This is a genomic window from Bradyrhizobium sp. YR681 (genome assembly GCF_000282615.1).
In the GTDB taxonomy this organism is placed as follows: domain Bacteria; phylum Pseudomonadota; class Alphaproteobacteria; order Rhizobiales; family Xanthobacteraceae; genus Bradyrhizobium.
In genome coordinates this window covers 1-18,235 of the sequence record NZ_AKIY01000109.1, presented here as the reverse complement: position 1 = coordinate 18,235, position 18,235 = coordinate 1, and the positions used below count along the sequence as shown (strand labels likewise).

Here is an 18,235-nt window from a genome sequence, read left to right as displayed (position 1 = left end):
CGGCAGCCGCCACGGCCCGGCGGCGCCGAACTGGAGCCATGCCGAGGACGCGCCGGGCCCGCCATTGAACAGGAACGTCACGGGGCGCGTTGCGCGGTCGGCACCGCCGAGCTCGTAGGAGGTATAGGCGATGTCGGCGAGCGGCTCGCCCTTGCCGTCGAATACGCGGATCGAACCGGCGGTCGCGGCGAAGTTGAGCGTGCGGCCGGGCAGATCGATCGTCTGTTTCGTGGTCGAATCCGACGGGAGACGGTGCGGTTCAGCGGTCGACGATACAGCCGACGGCGCGCTTTGGGCGGCACTGCCACGCCCGCCCTTCTGTCCAGCCGGCGCTGTCGTCTCGGAGCGCGGCGGATCCTCCGCGCGCGCGAATCCCGCGACTACGAAAGCCGACACCGCCAGCACCAGGGCCGTGCAACGGAGCGCCGGCAAGCTCACGATCATGACCATCCTCCCTGCCCGGCTGTGAGAGCCGGCGAGGCCCAAACGCTAGCCCGGAATTGCGACGGTTTGGGGAAACATTGGCCCGATGGCGGCCGGGACGGCCGATCGGGCTGCAAACACCCCCGGTTTCGTCCTGATATCGGCAGTCGTCCGTTTGCCTTGAAGGGCGGTCATCCTCGACAATCGAGGTCCGGGTCTATAGACGAGCCCGGCGGAACTTATCTCCAGCCAGCGGCCCTGCCCGGAAGTCATGACCAAGCCAGCGCGATACGACCGGATCGCCTTCGTCGCCAGCCCGAGCAGCGAGGCGCAGGCCGCCTTCGGCCAGCTCACCCGGGACCATGGCAATTGCGCCCCTGAGGAAGCCGACGTCGTCGTCGCGCTCGGCGGCGACGGGCTCATGCTCCAGACGCTGCACCAGCACATGCACACGGGAAAGCCGATCTACGGCATGCACCGCGGCACGGTCGGCTTCCTGATGAACGAGTACTCGACGGTCGATCTTCGTTCCCGCCTGGAAGCAGCGCATGAATCCGAGATCAACCCACTGCTGATGCGCGCGACCGACGTCAACGACCGCGTCCACCTGCATCACGCCATCAACGAGGTCGCGCTGTTCCGGCAGACCTACCAGGCCGCACGCCTGCGGATCCTGATCGACGAGCGCGAGCGCATGCCCGAGCTGATCGCCGATGGCATCATGGTGGCGACGCCGGCCGGCTCGACCGCCTACAATCTGTCGGCGCAGGGCCCGATCCTGCCGATCAACGCCGCCCTGCTGGCGCTGACGCCGATCAGCGCCTTCCGGCCGCGCCGCTGGCGCGGCGCGCTGCTGCCGAACACGGCCTATGTCGTGATCGAGGTGCTGGAGGGCGACAAGCGGCCCGTGGCGGCGGTCGCCGACCATGACGAGGTGCGCGACGTCCGCCGCGTCGAGGTGCTGTCGGACAAGACCATCTCGATGCGCATGCTGTTCGACCCCGGCCACAGCCTGGAAGAGCGCATTTTGCGCGAGCAGTTCGGCTCCTGAACCGCCTCCGGGGCCCCCGGTCTCAACCCTTCGTTAACCGCCGGCGCGATATGGTTAACGAAAGTTGACCGCTCTGGCCCAGGCGTCATGTTCCGCATCGATTTCAACAAGCTGCGCTTCCTCGTCTGCGACGACAATCCGCACATGCGCCGCATCCTGCGGACGCTGCTGCATTCCTTCGGCGCGCGCGAGGTCTACGAAGCCGAGGACGGCGCCACGGCGCTGGAAATGTACAGCCATTACGTCCCTGATATCGTCATCACCGACTGGGCGATGCCGATCTTCGACGGGCTCGAGCTCGCGCAGATGATCCGGCAGCCGGAATCGAAGGGCAACCCCTACGCGCCGATCATCATGCTGACCGGCCATTCCGAGAAGCGCCGCGTCACCGTCGCGCGCGATGCCGGCGTCACCGAATTCCTGGCCAAGCCGATCTCGGCCAAGGGCCTCTACCAGCGCATCCTCAACGTGGTCGCCAGTCCCCGGCCCTTCATCAAGACCAAGACCTATTTCGGTCCGGACCGGCGCCGCAACACCAACTCCGCCTATATGGGCCCCGAACGCCGTGTCGGCGAAAAGCACGAGGTGCTGCAACAGCCCTCGCTGCTCGACAAGGCGCGGTCCTCCATCTAGCGCAACGTCTCCAGCGAGGCAGGTATCATGGCGAAGAACAGCGCAAGAGACATCGAGGTCACGGCCTTCGCCACACATCAGATCATCACGCAGCCCAACCCGCTGCGCAAAGTTCTGCGCCGTGTCGACGAAAAGGACATGGACGATCCGATCGGCCGCGCCGAGCAGGCGCTGGCGGGCCTCTCCGGCGAGTTCAAGGACTGGATGACCACCGAGGTCAATCGGCTGTCGGCCGCCTACGTTGCCATCCGCCATGACGGTTTCACCAAGGACCGACGCGACGAGCTGTTCCGCGCCGCGCATGACATCAAGGGCGACGCTGCGACGTTCGGCTATCCGGACGCGGCGGGAGTTGCTGAAAGCCTGTGCCGTGTCATCGAGCATGCGCCCGACCTCGAAAGGGTGCCGGCCGAGCTGTTCACGCACCACATCAACGCGATCCTCGCCATCGTGCACGAAAACACCAAGCTCGACCGTATCAGCGTCTCCGCCGAGCTCAGCCGGCGCCTGCGCAAGGTCGCCGACGATTATCTCGCCGACGTCAATCGCGACCGCCCCGAGCATCTCGAGGTAATCCTCGCGCCGAGCATCGCGCCGGCGGAGTAAGGCCCCGCCTCTCTCCATCCGTACAATGAGTATCGTAGGGTGGGCAAAGCGGAGCGTGCCCACCATCTGTCGCTATCATTGATGGATGGTGGGCACGGCGCTTTGCGCCTTTGCCCACCCTACGGCATCCCGTCACGCCGCAATCAGATCATCGTAAATCGGATCAACCGCGTCGTCCGCGATCAGCTCGTCGCAGAACAGCCGCGCCTCTTCGCGCGCGGACTCGGTGGCGAAGCGGCGGAGCAGGACCATCAGCGGCTCGGTAGCCCCGCGGTCGGTCTCGCAATGGGTGAGGACGCGCTCGACCATGCGCCGGCGCAGTCGTGCCGCGCCGTCGTCGCTGTCGACAAAGCCCTGCTCGTGGCAGGCGTCGAGCGCCACCTGGAACGCCGCAAACGTCGCCTCGGGCAGCCCGGCGCGGCGAAGCAGCGCGTGCAGGCTGTTGCCGCCGCGCTCGTGCAGCAGCGCGGAGACCCGCGCCAGCGGCAGGTCGGCGAGTTCAGCCAGTGCGGCATCGAACAGATCGAGATTGCTCGAGAGCAGCGCACGCAGGATCAGCCCTGCGGTCAGCTGGCCGGTGACGCGCAGATGATGCACCAGGCCCTGCATGTCCTCGCCGCGCGAGCGCGCCGCGATGTTGACGGTGGAGCGGTCGCGCGCCTCGATCGTCACGCGCTCGGCACGGTCGGCGCTCAGCCAGTTCCGCGCCACGACGAATTGCGCCAGGGTCTCGGAGAGCTTGGCCACCAGCGCCGCGCGCGTTGCCGACGGCAGATCCTCCAGCACCAGCATCGCCTCGCGGATCGCGGCGAGATGGCCGTGGCGCTCGACGATGCGATTCCAGGAGAACGGCGCAAGCTCGGCGTGCGGATTTTCGATCAGCTCGAGTGCCGCGGCCGCGCAGCCGACTTCGGCGATGGCGGCGCAGACCGAGACCGGCAGCGCGATGCGGCGCGCCACCGCGCATTGCACCTCGTCATTGCCGGTCGCGACGATGTCGACGAGGTCGGCATCGATCAGCAGCGGGGAATGCTCCAGCACGGGCAGCGCGACGGTCGGCTGGTCCGCCGACAGCGCCCGCACGATGGCAGCCGGCGCATCCGTGCTGCGTGCAAACGCCTCGGCCATCGCCTGCCGCACCAGCGGCGAGGCATCGTCGAGCAGCATCAGCAGCGCGCCTTCGGCGGCGACGCGGTCGTCATGGGAAAGGTCCGAGATCAGCCAAGCCCGGGCGAGCGCCCGTGTCGCCTCGGCCCGCTCGCCGGCGGGCGCGGTCCTGATCCAATTGATGAACTGCCGAACAATCATGCTGCTTCCGGCTACACAACAAACGAAAATGGTGACGGCTCGTCACCTGCAACACAAAATAAACCACGACGCTTAACAAAGCGTTCACCATAACTGGCTGGTTTTATTGATGATTTGTTAATAGAGCAAAGACGCCTATGCGGCGCGGATCTCGACTAGCTCGAGAACGTGCCGCTGCGATCGCTGAAGAGATCAAGCGGCTGCGGCGGCCGCACATCGGGCGAGGCCGACGCGACGGAGGCCGCGGGTGCGGCCGAGGTGAGCGAGGCGTTGTTGCCCCACAATTTCTGCACCGTGGTCGAGACCGGCTGCGTGGTGTCGCCCGGCTGATAGATCGAACGGAAGGCCGGCGTGGTCGGCGCATTGTCCGCGACCGTCGTTGACGACGTCGCGCTCACCGGCGTCACGCCATTCGTATTGGGGAAAGTCTGGAGATAGGCGGCGGTGTTGATCATCGGCGCAGCCGGTTGCACGCCGTTGGCGCTGGCCACCTGCGTCGTCGAAGGCGTATCGCCATACATCGCCATTGCACCGCGGGTCGTCTTCGAATTTGCCGCGCTGGCGTAGCGCGCGTCCAGCACCGAATAGACCTCGGAGACGCTGCGGGCGCGGCCGTCCCTGGCGTAGAAGATCGAGCGGTTGGCCGAGGCTGCGTTGGGAAACAGCCGCGCGCCGACCGCTTGCGGATTGTCCTCGGCATTGGCGATCAGCTTGGCCGCGCCGCCGACGCCCATGAAATGCGCCATATAAAGTTCGCTGTCGCTCGGCCTGCGGCCGAGCAGACCGGTGAGCTTGAAACTGTTCGACTGCGTCAACGCCGCGGCCATGCTGGATGCGGCTTCCGGATCGTCGCGCAGCTTCATGATCGACCGCTTCATGGCGGGATCGTCGACGGTGTAGCTGCCCGACGAGGTCCTGGTGATGGCGTCGGCGTAATTGCCGTAGCCAAGCTGCGTCCCCGCCTCCTTCACCGTGCCGAGCCAGGTCTGGTCGATAAACTGGTAGAGCCCGTGCGCGGAAGACGTGGTCGCCCCCGCCGTCGGATCGAAATCCGATTCCATCTTGGCGGTTGTCAGCATGTACTGGAAGCTGACGCCGGTCCGGCTCGAGACCTGCTTGATCGCACCGGCGACGCGTGCCCGCGACGGATCGAGACCCGCCGTCTGAGAGGCACTGGAATTGTCGACCGACATGCTGAAGTGCCCGCCCCGTGCGGCGTTGAGCGGCGCCGGCAATTCGGACGCCCTGTCGTTTCAACGTGGGACAGGTATGGTTAATGCGAGGTTAATCTGGCGGTGGGGCCCCTCCCGGAGTCATCCCGGGGCGCACAGGTGCGGGCGGAAGGCTACTTGTTGTAGACGTCGCTGGGATCAAACAGCCGCTCGGCATCGGTGAAGACCAGCTTCGCACCTCCGCCCTCGGCTTCGACCTTGCGGTAGAAACACGACCGCCGCCCGGTGTGGCAGGCCGCGCCGATCTGCTCGACGCGAAGCCAGACCGCGTCCTGGTCGCAATCGGTGCGGATCTCGACCACGCGCTGGGTCTGACCCGAGGTCTCACCCTTTCGCCACAAGGCATTGCGCGAGCGGCTGAAGTACCAGGCCTCGCCGGTCGCAATCGTCTTGCGCAATGCCTCGTCATTCATGTGCGCAACCATCAGCACGTCCCCGGTGGCTACGTCGGTCGCGACGCAAGTGACAAGGCCCGCGGCGTCGAACTTGGGGAGGAAGGCGAGGCCTTCCTCGATCTCATGGGAATGACCGGACACAGCGTCCTCGCTTGCGCGTTCGCGAGGTCAGCGCTGCAGGCCTCGCACCAGGGACAGGAAACGGGCCTGCTCCGCCGGATTGTCGCGGAACATGCCGGTGAAGCGGCTGGTGAAGGTGGAGGCACCATGCTTGGCGACGCCACGCACCGACATGCAGGTGTGCTCGGCCTCGATCAGCACCGCAACGCCGCGCGGTTTCAGGATCTCGTCGATGGCGGCGGCGATCTGCGCCGTCAGGTGCTCCTGGGTCTGGAGCCGGCGGGCAAAGATGTCGGTGAGGCGGGCGAGCTTGGACAGGCCGACGACGCGCTCCACCGGCGTGTAGGCGATGTGCGCCTTGCCGTAGAACGGCATCATGTGATGCTCGCACTGCGAGGTGAACTCGATGTCGCGCACCAGCACGAAGTCGTCATAGCCGGCGGTCTCGCCGAAGGTCCGATCGAGCACCTCGGCCGGGCACTGGTGGTAGCCCTGATAGAGTTCGTCGAAGGCCTCGACCACGCGGCGGGGCGTGTCGAGCAGGCCCTCGCGCTCGGTGTTCTCGCCGATATAGGCAAGCAGCGTCTTCACCGCCTGTTCGGCTTCTGCGCGCGCCGGGCGCGGCTGGTCGGCACGGACGGCAGCCGCGAGGAATTCGGCAGGATCGAGCTCGGCCGGGCGGCTCTCGGGCGGCTTGTTGGGGCGGATCGGCTTGATCGTAGCGTCCATGTCTACTCCGTTCGACGGCCTTGCGGCCGGAGTGTCACCGGCAGACGGGGCGGCAAGCCGCCGGACGCCTGAAGAGAACAATTTTGACGAAAAAGGCCCTTCGGTCATCACGCCGGCAGCGCAGATCTGAACCGCTGCCGCCGCACCGCTGGACTGTTTTTTCGCCAGTTCCGCCCCTATATAGGACCGTGGACGGCGCCCGCCAAGGCCGATCCGCTGCGGAAGTGCTGGACTCCATCACATGCTGAACGACATTTACAACAAGCGGATCATCGAGCTGGCCGGGAATATTCCGCGCCTTGGGCGGTTGCCAGACCCCGATGCCACCGCCACCGCCCACTCCAAACTATGCGGCTCGACCGTCAAGGTCGATCTCAAGATGGAGGGCGACACCGTCACCGACTTCGCCCATGACGTGAAGGCCTGTGCGCTGGGCCAGGCCTCTTCATCCATCATGGCAAGTCACGTGGTCGGCTCGACTGCGAGCGAACTCCGCGAGTTACGCGAAACCGTTCGCAAGATGCTGAAAGAGAATGGCACGCCTCCCGAAGGCAAGTGGGAGGACATCAAGCTCCTCGAGCCGGTCCGCGACTACAAGGCACGCCACGCCTCGACGCTCCTGACCTTCGATGCCGTGGTCGATGCCATCGGCCAGATCGAAGCCAAGTCCAAGCTGCCCGCCACGGCGCAGGGTTAGCCCATCTCCGCTGAAGTCAATCGGCGGCGCGCGAAGACCTACTTCTGCGCGCCCGCGCTCGGCGCAGCTCCGGTCGGCACCACGGCTTCCGCCGTCTTGGTCGACTTGGCCGGTTGCTCCGGTTCCGCGCCGAACCTCGCCTGCGTCTTCGGCGCCAGCTCCGCCATGGCAGGCGCCGCAATGTCCACATGCGGCAGCACGTCAGCCACGAGATCCGTCGTCACGAGATTGGTGAGCTTCAGCTCGCCGGGATCGAGTTCGTGCAAGTCTTCCCAGGGCGGAACGCTGAGCGCGAGCGACAGCAGATCGCCGGCGCCGCCCATATCAAAGGTGTATTTGGCGAGCCGGCCGATATCGCGCTCCACGATCATCAGATCCTGCGCGCTGTAGCTCGCCGCCTTGGCATCGTCGGCCCGATCGCCCATCCAGATCTGGTGGACACGGACATGGGCGGCATCAGGCACGTAACGCTTCTTGCCGGCCAGCAGCAGAAACACGCACATGGATTCGCAATAGGCTTCGGATGCAACCGCCGGACGGGCCGACTGGCCGCCGCGGTTCTGAACGCTGATGCCGACGGTGGTCAGGAGTCCGAGGTTACGGAAGCGCCGGCCCAGCGTGATGGCGTCGTTGACGGAACCGCCACTGGAATCGAGCACCACGGTGGCCCCGCCAATTTGGCGTCCGCGCGCAAACTCCTCGAAATCCTTGGGCGTATCGGCGGTGATGATGCCGACCGCGCTGACCCAGCCGCGGCAGTTCGGCTCGCAAGCGATCCAGTTGAACTTCATCGGCAGCTTGCGCTCTTCGAGCGCGTTCCCCGCTCGGGCGGATGAGCCGAAGGTCGCGACGGCGCCAGCCAACACGACTCCACAAGCGGCGGTTCCCACCAGCAACCAGCCGCGAAGATTGAGCGACTTCAGAAGTTTCAAACTGGTCCCTTCCCCAAGCCCCAAGGCAGTTCAGGTAAGCCCCGTTCCGACGTTCCGATGAGTCTCACATGAACGTCACAAAAATGGTATCCGGGGGAATACAGATCGTCCATAGGTACTTGCTGCACTGCTCCCAAAAAGCACGCAAAATATGGCGCGCAAACAACAGCTTGCTGTTCCCTGCGTTGGAACCGCGCAACACTTCGCCTAAGGTCGCAGCACCGCGCACATGAAGCACTCAGCCTGCGAGCATTGTTCCAGTCCGGTCGAGGGCGCGCTTCGCCTCCCGCGCAGATTCGGTCGCGCGCTGATCTGGCTGTACCGCCATACGCTCTCGCCGCTGGTCGGTTACAATTGCCGGCACCTCCCGACCTGCTCCGTCTACGGAGATGAGGCGATCGAACGGTTCGGGCTTTGGGCCGGCGGCTGGATGACGCTGGCGCGGCTGCTTCGCTGCAATCCGTTCGGCACATCGGGTATCGACAATGTGCCCCTCGCCGCACCGCAAAACGCGCGCTGGTACCTGCCATGGCGTTATGCCCGCTGGCGCGGAGTCAACGCGTCGTAGCTATGTATGCTGCAGTGCTTTGCGCATCGCTGACCTGAGCGGAACCGGAATTTTCTCCTCGTGTTGTTTTGATGCTCCGCAGGGAGGAAACAACAATGCGCTGGAAAATCAGCCCTCACTTTCACTTCAGACCGGGTCTGCATCCAAGATTCAGTTCGAGGGGGCACGACCCACGAACCATCGACATGCTCGCGATCATCGCCCTGCTCGCACTCGTGCTCGGCTCCGGCTGGTATCTGGCGACGAGCCAGGCCACGCCGCCGAGCACGACGGCGTTCGTCGAGCCCAGCCAGAGCGTGCACTGGTAGTTCAGAGGTCCAGCACCAGCCGCTCGGCATCCGATCCGGCGACGCAGACCATGAGATAACGTTCGCGCTCGTACGGCGACAGGATGCGGTCGCGGTGTACGGGCTTGCCTTCGATCCATCCCACCTTGCAGGCGCCGCAGATGCCGCCGCAGCACGAGGCTGCAATCTCGATCCCGCCTTCCTGCAACGCGGCCAGCATGGTCTGGCCGGCGCGCACCTGGATCTCCGCGCCCGAGCGGGCCAGTGACAGCGTGAACGGCTTCGCATCGGGATCGATGACCGGCGGCGGTGCCACGAAGCGCTCAATATGAACATGAGCAGCGGGCCATGCCGCCGTCACCCGCTCGAAATCGTCAGCCATGCCTTCCGGGCCGCAGCAGGCAACCAGCGTGTCCCCTCCGCCCTCCCCGACGAGCGCCGCTAGATCAGGGCGTCCGGTCCGGGACGTCCGATGCACGACGATACGCCCCTGTTCGATCAGCGCGCCGAGATGGTCGGCAAGCGGCACCTCCTCACGCACGATCAGATGCAGCTTGTAGTCGGCCTGCCCGGTTCGTTCGAGATGCCGCGCCATCGACAGGAACGGCGTGACGCCGATGCCGCCGGCGACGAAAACGTAACGCGCGATGCGCGCATCCGGATCGAGCCCGCCGCGCGGCAGCGAGACGCCGATGACGGTGCCGATATCGATCTCGTCGTGAAGCGCACGCGAGCCGCCACGTCCGTCCGCCTCGCGTTTGACCGCGATGACATAGCGGCTGTTGTCCGCGGGCTCGTTGCACAGCGAGTAAGTGCGCACCAGCCCGTTCGGCAGATGCAGGTCGATATGCGCGCCGGGCTTGAACGGCGGCAATTCCCAGGCGTCGGGATCGGCCAGCGTGAACAGCTTTATGCCGGCTCCCGCCGCCTCGATGCCGGTGACGACCGTCTTGACCGTCGTGATCGGGCGCGCCTTCATGCGGCGTTCCGCACGGTGTCGCCGACCTTGACGATGCCGCCTTGCAGGATCCTGCAGTTGAGGCCCGAGCGGTTGATCAGCGGATCGAAGATCGCCTTGCCGGTGATCTCCTCGATATGCCGGCACGGCACCGACAGTCGCGTCGCTTCCAGCAGAGTCTCGCCCAGCCAGAAGCGGCGGCCGACCAGATGGTTGAGCGGCACGCCCTCGACGGTGACGTTGCGCCGATGCTCTTCCGGACCCAGCACGATACCAGCGTCGCGCTTGAGCGCGACCAGCGTCTCGAGCTCGAACAGGGTGACCTGCCGCCCCTCTTCGGGCTTGTGCGAGTAAAAGCCCTCTTCGTTGCCGATCATGTAGCGATCACCCTCGATCCCCCGGCCGGCGACGAGGTTGATCGATTCCGCGGCGCGCATCGGCAGGAACGCGCGCGGAGCCAGATGAAGGAAGCGCACCACGCCGGTCCAGCCGAGCTGTGCTGCGCCCTGCGCCGGGCCGGTGCTGATAGTATCGAGCATGACAATTTCCCCTTGAGGAGCGATGGCGCGCCACCGCCGGCAGCGCGCCATGGGATCGGGTTAGTGGGATCAGGCCAGTTCCTTGTTCGCCATCTCCGGCGCGAAACTGGTCGCGGTCGCGGTGATGGCGGCGCAGGCAATCAGCAGCAGCGAGACCGGCCACGTGGCGCCCCCGCTCCATGCCATCAGAGAGGCCGCGATCAGTGGCGTCAACCCGCCGCTGATGGCTGCACCAACCTGAAACCCGAGCGAGGCGCCGCTGTAGCGCAGCCGCGCGGAGAACAGCTCGGAGTACCAGGGCGCGCCGATCCCGAACATCACCATCTGGCCGAAGGTGATCGCGACCACGATGGTGCAGATGACGATGGTGGGATCGCGGGTGTTCAGCAGCCAGAACAGCGGGAAGGCAAACAGCGCCGAGAACAGGCAGCTCGCATAGAACATCGTCTTGCGGCCGACGATGTCGGACAGCCAGCCGAACAAGGGAATGGCGAACAGTGCGACCAGCGATGCGGCAAACGCGCCGTTCAGCACCACCGTGCGCGACAGGCCGAGATTGGCCGTGGCGTAGGACATCACGAATACGCCGCCGATGCTGGCATAAGCGATCTCGGAGATCTTGAGCCCGACCGCCGTGAAAAACGGCCGGCGGTGGTGCTTGAAGATCTCCACCAGCGGCATCTTCGCAACGTCCTTCTTGGCCTGGACCTGACGGAAGGCTGCGGTCTCCTCCATGTTGAGGCGGATATAGAGGCCGACGCCGACCAGCAGGATCGAGAGCAGGAACGGAATGCGCCAGCCGTAGGTCATGAAGTCGCTCTCCGGCAGGCTCGCCACCAGCGCGAACATGCCGATCGCGGCGAGATTGCCGATGGGATTGCCGACCTGCACCATGCTGCCGAGCAGCCCGCGGCGGTGTGTCGGGCAGTTCTCCACCACCATCAGCACGGCCCCGCCCCATTCGCCGCCGAGGCCGATGCCCTGGAGGAAACGGAGGCCGATCAGCAGCACCGGCGCGGCGATGCCGATCTGCTGGTAGGTCGGCAGCAGGCCGATCAGGAAAGTGCCGATCCCCATCACCATGATGGTGATCGCGAGCATCGCCTTGCGGCCGACCCGGTCGCCGTAGTGACCGAAGATCGCAGCACCCAGCGGCCGTGCCAGAAATCCCACGGCATAGGTGCCGAAGGCGGCGATGGTGGCGAGCGTCGGATTGCCGGCGGCGAAGAAGACCTTGTTGAACACCAGAGCGGTCGCCGTGCCGTAGATGAGGAAGTCGTACCATTCGACCGCGGTGCCGATCACGCTCGACCACACGATCCGTCGCAAGCTCGCCGCCTCGTCCGGCGCTACGTTCAGGGTTACGTCGTCTGCTACGGTCATCGATCTCTCCAAAAGGTACCGGCGCCTGGGAAAAGCAGTTGGTTCGGTCCGCGGAGCCCATCGGCAGCCGCGACGGTAAAATCGATCATGTTTACTATTGGAAATCAACGCCACGGAACGCGGCAATTGCCGAGGATCGCGGCAGAATGCGTCGATTGCACTAATTTTCGGCCATTTTGTGCGATATACCAGCAAACATGCTCACATTATCTGCGGCCCTGCTCGATATTTCCGCGCGTTAGTTTTCCTTTGGAATACAATCGCGCTCAGCCGAAACCGGCAGCGCGCGGCGCCGGGCTGGCAGTTCGGCGGCATCTGTTGCAAAAGGAGCAACAGAAGATCGGGAGACTCATGCGTGCTTGACGTCAGCAAAGCGACAGCAGTCGGGGCCAACATCCGCCAGGCGCGGATTGCCAAGGGCCTGACGCTGGACCAGCTTGCCAGGCAGAGCGATCTCACGCGCGGCTACATCTCGCTGGTCGAGCGCAACCTCAAGATCCCCTCGCTGGCGGCGCTGCTGCGGATGGCTGCGGCGCTCGAAGTCAATGTCGCAAATTTCTTCGACCCGAACGCCGAGCCCGCGCCACGCTACACCCTGTTTCGCCGCGAGGGCGGCAACGTGCCGCTGTTCCAGGACACCTTTGGCGTGGTGCCGCTGGCAACCGGCCGCACCCGCAAGATGATGGAGCCCTTCCTCCTCAGCCCGCCGCACAAATCGGCAACGCGCGCCTCGCATGCGGGCGAGGAGTTGCTGTTCGTCATCAACGGCAAGATCGCGATCAAGCTCGACGGCGAGGAGTTGACGCTTGGCAAGGGCGACTGCCTGTATTTTTCAGGCGAGACCCCGCACGAAGTCAGGAGCCTCGGCCGGCAGAAGGCGGAGGTCCTGGTCGTCGTGGCCCAGAGCTCTTGACGCCGGCCCTCCCCGGATCGCCTAGCGGAACCAGTAGAAGCGTCCGGGCGGCGGCGAGATCGGCTCGGGCGGACGCGGCCGCTTCGGACGGGGCTTTGGCGGCGGCTCGGCGGATGAGGTTGTCTCCGCGGCCGGCGCGGTCTCGCTTCCCGGCACCTTCACCGACAGCAGTAAATTCGACTCATGCATGCGCCAGCGATAGCCGACGCCGAAGTCGATCGGCTGCGCGCGCGTGAACAGTTCGGCGTAGCGTTCCTGATAGCGGCCGGGGAATTCCCCGATCGGGCCGAGATAGCGGCCGAACGGGAAGAACCGCCATTGCCGCGCATTGTAGTTCGCAAGCGGAATGCCGGAATCGTCCTGGACGATGGTCGCGCTGTTGGCGAGCAGCCAGTCACGCGCGACGGTGAAGTTGCCGGAGTGCAGCAAATAGGACGCGCTCTTGATCAGGCTGTTGCCGGGGCCGAGCGTCTCGCAGAACTTGAGGAAACCCGCGGCACGGGCGCCGGGATTGGAGAGATCCGTCGAGAAATAATACAGCGTCCGCGCTTCACCGTCCGGGCCTGCAAAGGTAATGCGGACGCCGCGCGTCGCGTTCGGTCCCGGATTGTCGTTGCCGACATGCATCCCGCCCTTGTCGTCGAGCGCGACCATCTCGACATTGCGGATGGTCTTGCCGGAGCGGACCAGGAAGACATAGAGGATCGGCAAGGTGCCGTTGACCTGGTTGGCGTGCAGGTCGACCTTCATCTGCTTGGTGATGAAGAAGGAGAAGCTCAGGATCGAGCCGAGCGAGCGCTCGACATTGTAGAGCGCGGCACCGACCGAGCCGCGCGGCAGACGTGTCAGATCGGGCACGGCACCGACCGGCTCCAGCGCACCGAGCACATAGGTGCTGGCCTTCGCATAAAAGGCATTGGCGTAGAGGAAATCCGGACCGCTGAACAAATAGAACATGGTCGGCCGGGGCGCCGCCAGATTGACGTCGGCCCAGTTGCGGATCTTGGAGATCTGCCGCTGCTCGAGCTGGGCGAAGGCGCCGTCGAAGAATTTTGCGTGGCGCTGCCAGCCCGGGTCCTTGGTGAGCGGCGTCAAGGGCGAGTCCGCGGAGGGCTGCATGCCCGCGAGGAAGCGGGCGGTGTCGTCGAAGGTCGCGTCGGCGGCGTGCGCTGACGCAACGGCCGCAGCCAGCAGGGCAACAGCGGCGGCCGCAATTCTGAAGGCTCGAAACATGTCTATTCGCGATTGTGTGAGGTGCCAGCGGCGACCGGCCGCCCGCGGAAAACAGCATAAATCAACAGGCCCGACAGCATGACGAGCATCCCCGACAGCGACTGAACCAGCCGCTCGGTCAAAAGGTAGTACATCATGAAGCCGGTCACGAGCAGGAAAACGAGCGGCGTGAACGGGTATCCCCAGGCGCGATAGGGCCTGGGCAAATCCGGATCGGTGATGCGCAGCTTGATGACGCCGGCAACCGTGAAGAACGAGCAGAACAAAAGCGCGAACTGGATGAAGTCGAGCACCGCCTCGAAGCTGCGCGTGAACAGCAGCAGATTGGCGACCGCGAGCTGAAACAGGATGGCATAGGCCGGCGCGCCGCTCACCGATCGCTTCGAGAACACGCGCAAGGCCGGGATATCTTCCCCCATCGTCATCATCACGCGCGGTCCGATCCACATCATCGCGCTGATCGAGGAGATCAGGCCGAAGCAGATCATCGCGCCGACGATCCGGCCACCGAGGCTGCCGAAGATGGCGGTGCCGGCAACGCTGGCGACGTCGAGCTGGCCGGCCAACGCACTGACCGGCGTCGAATGGAGAAACACCGCATTCAGCGCGACGTACAGCACAAGCACGATCAGCGTGCCCGCGAGCAGCGCGCGCGGCAGGTCGCGCTGCGGCATGTTCATCTCGCCAATGATGTAGGTCGCGGCATTCCAGCCCGAGAACGAGTACATCACGAAGACAAGGCCGATCGCGAAAGGCGCGCTGACGATATGTGCGATATCGCCCGGCTGCGGCGTGAAGGCGATCGGCTGCGGCACGCCGACGACGAAGCCCGCAACCAGGAAAGCCACGATCAGCACGACCTTCAGAAGGGTCGAGATCAGCTGGAAGGTCGAGGAATGCCTGACGCCGGTCAGTTGCACGATCGAGACCAGCCACACGACGCCGATCGCGAGCGGGATCGGCGGCACCCCGGGATAGACCGATTTGGCGTATTCGCCGAACGCCATGGCAGCGAGTGCGACCGGCGCGGCAAACCCCACCGTCGCCGAGACCCAGCCGGCGAGAAAGCCGAAGGCCGGATGATAGGCGCGGCCGAGGAAATTGTACTCCCCGCTCGAGCGCGGAAACATCGCGCCCAGTTCGCTATAGGAAAACACCCCGCACAGCGCGACGATGCCGCCGACGGTCCACAGCAACAGGATCGAGAAGCCGGAGGGGATGTCCTTGACCTGAAAGCCGAGGCTGGTGAAGACCCCCACCCCGATCATGTCGGCAACGACGATGGCGGTCGCGACCAGGACGGAGATCCCAGACCCGCTTCCGGTCAGCCGGCTGGTCCACGGCGCGGGTCCCGCATCAGATGCCGTCATCGGGGTCCTTAAACCTCAGGCGTCACGCCTCGTGGGACACATCGTGCAGTTTGGTCCAGTCAATTCAAGCAGGGTTAACAAGGGTTAAATGAGGCGACTGAAATAGGTACTTCAACACCTCTTATGCACGATCCTGGGCAATAAACCTACGCAAACACCGGAGAATCCCGCTTCCGTCCCCCACAATCACGACACGATTGCGTGGTCTTTTTAAGCGTTCCGGATGTGGGGAAGTTTCTCCGGACGCTTAACGTCGCCTAAACGCCAGTCGGCTCAATTATTTCCAAGAATGCCGATGGACGTGACTTGGATCGTGACTTGGGGTCATGGGTGGATGGTCGGGGCCGTTCCGAAACTGAGAGCTGACATGCGTGCCGACCGGTCGATGTCCGGTGCGCGCGGTCGTGCGCTCCGGATCGGCCTGATCTCAGCCTTGGTGCCGCTGTCCTTGACGCTGGTTCAATGCGGCAAGGCGCCCGATCCGGCGGCGCTCGCGGCGAACTCGCAAGCCAATGTCCAGGTCGTCGCCAAAACCAGCCCGCAAGCCGCCAGACAGCAGGTCGCAAGCGGCGACACGTTCGAGGATCGCTTCCCCGCCCCGCAGTTCAAGGAGCGCTTCCCCTCGGCGAGCGAGGGTTTCCTGCAAAGGCAGATGTCGGACTTCTCGCCCAAGCGCGCCGTGCAGCAGCAGCCGGAGCAGGCCCCTTACAAGGTCGCTTCGCTCGCGCCGCAAGTCCCCTACCAGCGTCCGCCGCGCGAAGACCTGACGACGCTCGTCAGCATGAAATCGTCGGCCTTCCCCTATTTCGGCAACAACCCCGCCTCCGACGCCCCCTTCCTCAACATCGCCAAGGGCGACCGCCGTGGCCACCGCAGCTATTCGGGGCGGGTATTCTGGCAGGACGAGACCTACAATGACAGCCGCGTGCTGATGCACGTGCCCGAGCATTTCGACGTCCGCAAGCCGGGCGTCATCGTGGTGTTCTTCCATGGCAATGGCGCGACGCTCGAGCGCGACGTCCGCGACCGCCAGCTGGTGCCGCAGCAGATTACCGATTCCGGCGCCAATGCCGTGCTCCTCGCCCCGCAGATGGCGGTCGATGCCGCCGATTCCAGCGCCGGCAAATTCTGGCAGGCAGGCGGCTTCAAGCGCTTCATGGATGAATCGGCGAGCCACCTCGCCCGCGTCACCGGCGATCCCAACAGCGCTCGCGCTTTCGCCAACATGCCGATCGTGATCGTCGGCTACAGCGGCGGCTTCCTGCCGACCGCCTGGAGCCTTGAAGTCGGCGGCATCAGCGACCGCGTCCGCGGCGTCGTGCTGCTCGACGCCGTCTATGGCGAGATGGACAAGTTCGCCTCCTGGATCGAGAGCCACCGCTCCGGCTTCTTCGTCAGCTCCTACACCCGCTACACCGCCCGCCGCGACCGCGAGCTGATCAGCATGCTCAGGCAAAAGGGCATCAGCGTCTCCGAGGACATGGACGGGCCGCTTCGCCCCGGCAGTGTGGTGTTCGTGGAAACAGGCGACGGCATCACGCATCGTGACTACGTCAACCGCGCGTGGACGCAGTATCCGCTCAAGGACGTGCTGGTGAAGATGGCGGCGACGCCCGCGCTGGCGCTGACACGCGTCGCCGCATCGAACCGCTAGCTCCGATATTGCGCCAGCCGGTATTTGACCGCGCCCCCTGCAATTATCTCAGGCTTTGATCAAAATGTGATGTTGATGGCCGACATCCCCGGGCGCCACCGGATTGTTTCCGCTGGCAACGATCATAGTTTGCCGGCCAAGCTGCAATTGGAATTCTGCGGGGACAAGTCGTGCGTCAAGGATTGTACAAGGTCGACTTCCACACGGTTCACGGGACCGGATGTGGCGTCGTCTATGTGATGGACGGCAAAATGCGCGGCGGCAATTCCGCCTTCGCCTTCATCGGCTCCTGCACGGGCGACGGCGACAGCATCAAGGTCAAGATCTCGACCCAGCGTTACAACGATGACCCGTCCTTCAAGGCGCTGTTCGGCATCGACCGGATCACGCTGACGCTCACGGGCCGTGAGGACGGCGACACGGCGGAGTTCGAAGGCACCGCCCTGCAAGTGCCGGGCGTTGCCTTCAGGGCCGTGCTGAGCCGGATCAGCGACTGAGCGCCAACCGGCAGCGCCTGATCAGCTTCAAGTCTTGGGCAGCTTCGGAATGCTCTCGGCAAAACCGTTGAAGCAGGCCAGCCGCTCGTCCTCTTCCTTGAGGAAACGGCAATCGGCGTAGCCCTTGGCCTTCGCCGGTTTCGGCTTCGGCGTCGGCGGAATGATCGCGTCGTAACAATTGAGGCGATCCTTGGTGCCGTCATCGACATCGAGGCAGGCCTGGAGCCGCGCTGCGATCGATTGCGGCTTGCCCTTCGGTGCCGGAGTGGCCGCGGCCGCCGCCTTGGTCCCTTTGGGCTTGACCTGCACCAGCGGCTTGTCCCCCACCATCGGTGGCTTGTCGGTTTGCGCAAACGCGGAGGCTGAATAGAGCACCGCGGCAACCGCCAGAATCATCCTCATTTCAGTCAACTCTCTTTGGTCCCCATGCCTCGCCTTCTAGCGCTCTGACGCGCCATTTGCCAAGCGCCTTGCGCACAGGAAAACGCTCCCTTCAGGCGGTCGCGGCTGCCGGCCGGGGCCGGGTCAGGAGCACCAGGACCAGCGCCACGACGACAAAGCCGACCGCGACGAAGCCGAGCGGATGCAAGAGCTCGCGGGCGAACAGCAATCCGCCGATCGCGGAGCCGACCGCCTGGCCGATATAGAGCACGGAGGTGTTGAGCGCGACGGTCGCCGGCGCCAGCGGCGGGGCGGCCGCGACCAGC

Annotated in this window: 20 protein-coding genes and 2 pseudogenes; 9 read left to right on the top strand and 13 right to left on the bottom strand. The window is 65.0% G+C overall.

Annotated elements, in window-relative coordinates:
- Positions 1-444 (bottom strand): annotated as a pseudogene (locus tag PMI42_RS11210) (peptidase S10); the annotation flags it as partial.
- Between the two features lie 250 nt (positions 445-694).
- On the opposite strand from PMI42_RS11210, the gene PMI42_RS11205 reads away from it, so the two are divergent.
- The 3 genes from PMI42_RS11205 (at position 695) to PMI42_RS11195 (ending at position 2,713) form a co-directional block, all read left to right on the top strand.
- Positions 695-1,474, top strand: a complete 780-nt coding sequence (locus PMI42_RS11205; protein WP_008133733.1) for an NAD kinase — start codon at positions 695-697, stop codon at positions 1,472-1,474.
- An 87-nt stretch (positions 1,475-1,561) separates the two neighbouring features.
- Positions 1,562-2,107, top strand: a complete 546-nt coding sequence (locus PMI42_RS11200; protein WP_008133731.1) for a response regulator — start codon at positions 1,562-1,564, stop codon at positions 2,105-2,107.
- A gap of 27 nt (positions 2,108-2,134) precedes the next feature.
- Entirely contained in the window at positions 2,135-2,713 is a 579-nt protein-coding gene (locus tag PMI42_RS11195) for an Hpt domain-containing protein (RefSeq protein ID WP_008133728.1), read from the top strand.
- Positions 2,714-2,845: 132 nt separating this feature from the next.
- Here PMI42_RS11195 and PMI42_RS11190 read toward each other — a convergent pair whose 3' ends face one another.
- The 4 genes from PMI42_RS11190 to folE all read right to left on the bottom strand — a co-directional run bounded on the left by PMI42_RS11190 (position 2,846) and on the right by folE (position 6,497).
- Positions 2,846-4,021, bottom strand: coding sequence for a DUF2336 domain-containing protein (locus tag PMI42_RS11190; RefSeq protein WP_008133726.1), 1,176 nt, complete (start codon positions 4,019-4,021; stop codon positions 2,846-2,848).
- A 155-nt stretch (positions 4,022-4,176) separates the two neighbouring features.
- The gene (locus tag PMI42_RS11185) at positions 4,177-5,256 is read right to left on the bottom strand and encodes a hypothetical protein (protein ID WP_008133724.1); all 1,080 of its coding nucleotides are present in this window, start codon (positions 5,254-5,256) and stop codon (positions 4,177-4,179) included.
- 110 nt (positions 5,257-5,366) lie between these two features.
- A complete protein-coding gene (gene hisI, locus PMI42_RS11180) occupies positions 5,367-5,789 on the bottom strand; it encodes a phosphoribosyl-AMP cyclohydrolase (RefSeq protein WP_008133721.1) in 423 nt (140 codons plus the stop codon).
- Positions 5,790-5,816: 27 nt separating this feature from the next.
- Positions 5,817-6,497, bottom strand: a complete 681-nt coding sequence (gene folE, locus PMI42_RS11175) for a GTP cyclohydrolase I FolE (RefSeq protein ID WP_008133720.1) — start codon at positions 6,495-6,497, stop codon at positions 5,817-5,819.
- A 241-nt stretch (positions 6,498-6,738) separates the two neighbouring features.
- Here folE and PMI42_RS11170 point away from each other — a divergent pair, with 241 nt between their 5' ends.
- Positions 6,739-7,194 carry an iron-sulfur cluster assembly scaffold protein gene (locus PMI42_RS11170; RefSeq protein WP_008133718.1) on the top strand — a complete coding sequence of 152 codons (456 nt, stop codon included), beginning with the start codon at positions 6,739-6,741 and terminating at the stop codon, positions 7,192-7,194.
- 38 nt (positions 7,195-7,232) lie between these two features.
- Here PMI42_RS11170 and PMI42_RS11165 read toward each other — a convergent pair whose 3' ends face one another.
- Positions 7,233-8,126, bottom strand: a complete 894-nt coding sequence (locus tag PMI42_RS11165) for a COG3904 family protein (RefSeq protein WP_035965237.1) — start codon at positions 8,124-8,126, stop codon at positions 7,233-7,235.
- Positions 8,127-8,355: 229 nt separating this feature from the next.
- On the opposite strand from PMI42_RS11165, the gene yidD reads away from it, so the two are divergent.
- Complete coding sequence (gene yidD / locus PMI42_RS11160; RefSeq protein ID WP_008133715.1) at positions 8,356-8,694, top strand: membrane protein insertion efficiency factor YidD; 339 nt, start codon at positions 8,356-8,358, stop codon at positions 8,692-8,694.
- A gap of 95 nt (positions 8,695-8,789) precedes the next feature.
- Positions 8,790-9,002 carry a hypothetical protein gene (locus PMI42_RS40695; protein WP_008133713.1) on the top strand — a complete coding sequence of 71 codons (213 nt, stop codon included), beginning with the start codon at positions 8,790-8,792 and terminating at the stop codon, positions 9,000-9,002.
- A 1-nt stretch (position 9,003) separates the two neighbouring features.
- Here PMI42_RS40695 and PMI42_RS11150 read toward each other — a convergent pair whose 3' ends face one another.
- The 3 genes from PMI42_RS11150 to PMI42_RS11140 all read right to left on the bottom strand — a co-directional run bounded on the left by PMI42_RS11150 (position 9,004) and on the right by PMI42_RS11140 (position 11,861).
- The gene (locus tag PMI42_RS11150) at positions 9,004-9,960 is read right to left on the bottom strand and encodes a PDR/VanB family oxidoreductase (RefSeq protein WP_008133712.1); all 957 of its coding nucleotides are present in this window, start codon (positions 9,958-9,960) and stop codon (positions 9,004-9,006) included.
- Positions 9,957-10,478 (bottom strand): MOSC domain-containing protein, encoded by a 522-nt coding sequence (locus PMI42_RS11145; RefSeq protein WP_008133710.1) that lies wholly within the window; start codon positions 10,476-10,478, stop codon positions 9,957-9,959. The genes PMI42_RS11150 and PMI42_RS11145 overlap by 4 nt, the downstream gene beginning before the upstream one ends.
- Positions 10,479-10,547: 69 nt before the next feature.
- Entirely contained in the window at positions 10,548-11,861 is a 1,314-nt protein-coding gene (locus PMI42_RS11140) for an MFS transporter (RefSeq protein ID WP_008133708.1), read from the bottom strand.
- 355 nt (positions 11,862-12,216) lie between these two features.
- Between PMI42_RS11140 and PMI42_RS11135 the strand changes: the two genes are divergently transcribed.
- The gene (locus PMI42_RS11135; protein WP_008133707.1) at positions 12,217-12,774 is read left to right on the top strand and encodes a helix-turn-helix domain-containing protein; all 558 of its coding nucleotides are present in this window, start codon (positions 12,217-12,219) and stop codon (positions 12,772-12,774) included.
- 21 nt (positions 12,775-12,795) lie between these two features.
- Here the strand turns inward: PMI42_RS11135 and PMI42_RS11130 are convergent, their stop codons facing one another.
- Both PMI42_RS11130 and PMI42_RS11125 read right to left on the bottom strand, forming a co-directional pair.
- Complete coding sequence (locus tag PMI42_RS11130) at positions 12,796-14,007, bottom strand: hypothetical protein (protein WP_008133706.1); 1,212 nt, start codon at positions 14,005-14,007, stop codon at positions 12,796-12,798.
- Positions 14,008-14,009: 2 nt separating this feature from the next.
- Positions 14,010-15,377: an APC family permease gene (locus PMI42_RS11125; RefSeq protein ID WP_008133704.1), complete on the bottom strand. Its 1,368-nt coding sequence runs from the start codon at positions 15,375-15,377 to the stop codon at positions 14,010-14,012.
- Positions 15,378-15,744: 367 nt separating this feature from the next.
- Between PMI42_RS11125 and PMI42_RS11120 the strand changes: the two genes are divergently transcribed.
- Both PMI42_RS11120 and PMI42_RS11115 read left to right on the top strand, forming a co-directional pair.
- Positions 15,745-17,031: a hypothetical protein gene (locus tag PMI42_RS11120; RefSeq protein WP_008133702.1), complete on the top strand. Its 1,287-nt coding sequence runs from the start codon at positions 15,745-15,747 to the stop codon at positions 17,029-17,031.
- Between the two features lie 170 nt (positions 17,032-17,201).
- A complete protein-coding gene (locus PMI42_RS11115) occupies positions 17,202-17,528 on the top strand; it encodes a GrlR family regulatory protein (protein ID WP_008133701.1) in 327 nt (108 codons plus the stop codon).
- 27 nt (positions 17,529-17,555) lie between these two features.
- Here PMI42_RS11115 and PMI42_RS11110 read toward each other — a convergent pair whose 3' ends face one another.
- Together PMI42_RS11110 and PMI42_RS11105 are read right to left on the bottom strand one after the other, a co-directional pair.
- Positions 17,556-17,930, bottom strand: a complete 375-nt coding sequence (locus PMI42_RS11110) for a hypothetical protein (RefSeq protein WP_008133699.1) — start codon at positions 17,928-17,930, stop codon at positions 17,556-17,558.
- Between the two features lie 91 nt (positions 17,931-18,021).
- Positions 18,022-18,235 (bottom strand): annotated as a pseudogene (locus tag PMI42_RS11105) (MFS transporter); the annotation flags it as partial.

Coding starts and splice junctions, on each gene's coding strand:
- folE (WP_008133720.1), bottom strand. CDS start 6,497: ATGGACGCTACGATCAAGCCGATCCGCCCCAACAAGCCGCCCGAGAGC.
- yidD (WP_008133715.1), top strand. CDS start 8,356: ATGAAGCACTCAGCCTGCGAGCATTGTTCCAGTCCGGTCGAGGGCGCG.
- PMI42_RS11170 (WP_008133718.1), top strand. CDS start 6,739: ATGCTGAACGACATTTACAACAAGCGGATCATCGAGCTGGCCGGGAAT.
- PMI42_RS11200 (WP_008133731.1), top strand. CDS start 1,562: ATGTTCCGCATCGATTTCAACAAGCTGCGCTTCCTCGTCTGCGACGAC.
- PMI42_RS11140 (WP_008133708.1), bottom strand. CDS start 11,861: ATGACCGTAGCAGACGACGTAACCCTGAACGTAGCGCCGGACGAGGCG.
- PMI42_RS11110 (WP_008133699.1), bottom strand. CDS start 17,930: ATGAGGATGATTCTGGCGGTTGCCGCGGTGCTCTATTCAGCCTCCGCG.
- PMI42_RS11145 (WP_008133710.1), bottom strand. CDS start 10,478: ATGCTCGATACTATCAGCACCGGCCCGGCGCAGGGCGCAGCACAGCTC.
- PMI42_RS11195 (WP_008133728.1), top strand. CDS start 2,135: ATGGCGAAGAACAGCGCAAGAGACATCGAGGTCACGGCCTTCGCCACA.
- PMI42_RS11150 (WP_008133712.1), bottom strand. CDS start 9,960: ATGAAGGCGCGCCCGATCACGACGGTCAAGACGGTCGTCACCGGCATC.
- PMI42_RS11125 (WP_008133704.1), bottom strand. CDS start 15,377: ATGACGGCATCTGATGCGGGACCCGCGCCGTGGACCAGCCGGCTGACC.
- PMI42_RS11205 (WP_008133733.1), top strand. CDS start 695: ATGACCAAGCCAGCGCGATACGACCGGATCGCCTTCGTCGCCAGCCCG.
- PMI42_RS11130 (WP_008133706.1), bottom strand. CDS start 14,007: ATGTTTCGAGCCTTCAGAATTGCGGCCGCCGCTGTTGCCCTGCTGGCT.
- PMI42_RS40695 (WP_008133713.1), top strand. CDS start 8,790: ATGCGCTGGAAAATCAGCCCTCACTTTCACTTCAGACCGGGTCTGCAT.
- PMI42_RS11190 (WP_008133726.1), bottom strand. CDS start 4,021: ATGATTGTTCGGCAGTTCATCAATTGGATCAGGACCGCGCCCGCCGGC.
- PMI42_RS11120 (WP_008133702.1), top strand. CDS start 15,745: ATGCGTGCCGACCGGTCGATGTCCGGTGCGCGCGGTCGTGCGCTCCGG.